The sequence below is a fragment of the Rhodothermaceae bacterium genome (assembly GCA_009838195.1).
In the GTDB taxonomy this organism is placed as follows: domain Bacteria; phylum Bacteroidota; class Rhodothermia; order Rhodothermales; family Bin80; genus Bin80.
Window position 1 is genome coordinate 1 of record VXSC01000006.1, and the last position, 3,103, is coordinate 3,103.

The 3,103-nt window shown below is 48.1% G+C and carries 2 protein-coding genes and 1 pseudogene; all 3 read left to right on the forward strand.

All coding sequences use genetic code 11. From position 1 onward, the window contains the following. Positions 1-30 precede the first annotated feature (30 nt). Positions 31-504 (forward strand): hypothetical protein, encoded by a 474-nt coding sequence (locus F4Y64_01000; GenBank protein ID MXX96179.1) that lies wholly within the window; start codon positions 31-33, stop codon positions 502-504. 81 nt (positions 505-585) lie between these two features. Then, positions 586-993, forward strand: a pseudogene (locus tag F4Y64_01005) (transposase). 76 nt (positions 994-1,069) lie between these two features. Continuing rightward, a partial coding sequence (locus tag F4Y64_01010) for a hypothetical protein (GenBank protein ID MXX96180.1) occupies positions 1,070-3,103 on the forward strand: 2,034 nt, incomplete at its 3' end.

A 3,103-nucleotide genomic window follows, 5' to 3' on the forward strand; every position in this document is an offset into this window, starting at 1 on the left:
TGATGGCCAAGACCGTTCAAAATTTCGAATATGGGGGATTTTCGGACGGGCACTACTTATGTTTTGACGCGCAGGAAATGGCTCCCGCGCGCCGAAACACATCAAGACATGGAACTTCTTTTTGTTTGGGGATTCCAGATTCCTGTCCTATTCACCTGCCTGACTGCCAGTATGGGTATGGCCACGCTCATCTTTGTTACCGGCTGTAACGATTCTGCCGTTACTGAAATCGAGGTCGATAACCTGAATGAACAGTTGGAACGTATTTCCCCAAGCACCAACTCCGAAAATCGTATTCGAAATAAATTTGAGGCTAAGGGGCAACGATTCATCGAAAAAATCTCCGGGATTCCGTGGACTGAATTATCTCAAATGGAACCCTCGGAATTGTTTAAGCTTCCATATGATATCGAATTGTCTTCAGTAGATGAACAAACATTAGAAGAGTGGGAGGAATTGCAAGAATTGGCCGAGAAATTAGCCCAATCTAATGATCTTACATAAAGAGTTTATGTATCCATCAACAAGGTGCGTAGACCAGAAGTGAAGGTCCATCCCGAGTTGAAAGGCACGTGATATGTACGGTTGAAGAATGAAGAGAACCGTACGAACCAACAAGACGAGGTCTTCCAAGTTTTTCAGGAATCCAACCTCCAAGTTAGTCTCGCCTGGCGATTACGAGAGGAATTCAAAGGGATCTTTCACTGTACATCCCTCACCGAAGCAAAGAAGTATTTTGAACTTTGGTTGAGTCGTGTGGAAGAGATGGCTGTCAAGGAAATGACTAAGGTTGCCGACAGGTTTCTGCGACACTTTGACGGAGTCTGTAATGCACTTTGTCACGAACAGTCCAATGCCAAAGCAGAACGAATGAACGGCAAAATCCAAGAAATCAAAACCATCGGAAGAGGATACAGAAGATTTGAAAATTTCAGAGTCGCAATTCTATTCTTCTGCGGTGGGCTGGATCTCTATCCACAACATTCGTGGTAGAGCCTGAATTTGGTTCTATGATGATAGTTACGTATACTAGAGCAGCCGGTTCGTGCATTCATACACCAAGAGGGGAATGGACAGCAGGAAAACAATCGCAGGATTTTTTCTTTTCGCTGGAGGGAACCGTTTCAGGGACTGCATCCGGCATGCCCTGCACTCCGTTGGTCTTTGGGTGTTGTGTTTTCCTATTGTGGTATTTGCTCAGGTGCATGCACAGCAAATTCAGTCCCATACCGAAGTGGAGTTCCAGGTTTTATTAAGTCTGAACCTGCAGGCACTCAAAGAACGCGAGCAGGACGTTATCGCCGCGGCCACGCTATTTTCTGCTGAACCGCGTACCGCTCCTTTCGAAGCGATTCGCGTGAGCGAAGGCGAATTTTCTCAACGCAGCCCCACCTTGGTTTTTCCATTTTTTCCTCATGAGGAATCAGGCACGAGGGTCTACGTGTCATCCGTAGATTCAATAGGTAACCGGTGGAGTGATTTTGAACAGTTGCTGAACAATACCCAGAATTTCTCGATGGTTTCGGTGCCCGAGAGTGTGGACTCGGTAAGCATCCCGGTCAAGATTGTTGATGACGGGGAGGATGAGCATCGCGAGACGGTGATTCTAACGCTGGAAGATGGTGCGGGATATGCGATCAATGACCCACCTGCACATACGCTTGCAATCACGAACAATAATTTGGTTACGGCTCATTTTGTTTTGGCGGAGGACAGGGCAAACGAGAACGATGGCACACACTATATAGATGCAACCATTAATCCTGCCCCCGTGTCGGGTTTCAGATTGTGCTTTGAGGTTAGCGGTACAGCGAGGCAAGGTCAAGACTACACCATGGATAATAGCGTTTTCGTTTGGATCCCTGCGAATGAGACCAAGGTGAAGATCCCGGTCATGATCCGTAAAGACTTCAAAATTGAGGGTGACGAGACCGTGATTCTGACTCTGACTAATCACTTGGGGTACACTTTGGGAAGCCCAAGTCAACACACGTTGACCATCGTGGACAACACTGTGCCAATACCCCGTTTTATTGAACGTGAAAGCAGCGTGGACGAGAATGTTGGTACTACACCCCACAAAGTGAGAGTAGATATTTTTCCTGTACCCAAATCCGAATTTACATTTAGTTACACGCTGAAAGGTACAGCGACCGTAGGTTTTGACTATAACACAAATTCCACGACGGTTCAAGTCCCTGCGAATGTGTCCACGGTGAAGATCCCGTTGACGATTATTGACGATATGGAGATTGAGGGTGACGAGACGGTGATCTTGAATCTTGAAAAGACCGAGAACCATACACGTCTCCACAAGATTAAGCATACGCTGACGATTAAGGACGACGATATTCCAAAGGCCCGTTTTGATTTGGTAGCGGACCGTGTAAAGGAGGACGCGGGTACCCGCCATGTTAAGGTACATATTTCTCCTGTTTCCGCTAGTGGCTTTACATTGAACTATACGACGCAAGGAAGCCGGGCATGGCAGGGCAGCGACTTCACGATTCCCAAGGTGGTTCAAGTTCCTGCGAATGCGCCCTCGGTAGATATCCCGATCACGATTGTCGACAACTCTAGGCCTGAGGATGACGAGAAGGTGATTCTGAAGTTGACGCCCGCCACAGGGTACATGGTCGGAAGCCCAGGCACCCATACTCTGACGATTTTGGACGATGATGACTGGGGAAAAGTCGATTTTGTTTTGGATAGATCAGGTGCGAAAGAAGACAAGGGGACACACAATGTTGAGGTACGCATTTCTCCTGCGGCGATAATTCCCTTCGTATTGGGTTACAATCGGAAAGGTACAGCAACTCCGGGGAAGGACTATACCAGTTCCTTCTGGGTTAGAGTCCCTTTGGGTGCGCCCTCGGTGGAGATCCCGGTCAATATTATTGACGACACCGAGGGGGAGTCTGACGAGACGGTGATTCTGACGCTGTACACTGGTGGTGCTAACCGATTTTACACCGACGGAAGCCAAATCACCCATACTCTGACCATTGAGGACAACGATGCCTCGGAGGCCCACTTTGCTTCGACGGCATCGAGCGCGCTGGAAGATACGGGTACGCACGAGATCGAGGTTCTCATAGATCCT

What these genes read in the sequence shown, in the direction of transcription:
- F4Y64_01000 (MXX96179.1), top strand. Translation starts at nt 31, where the DNA reads ATGGGGGATTTTCGGACGGGCACTACTTATGTTTTGACGCGCAGGAAA.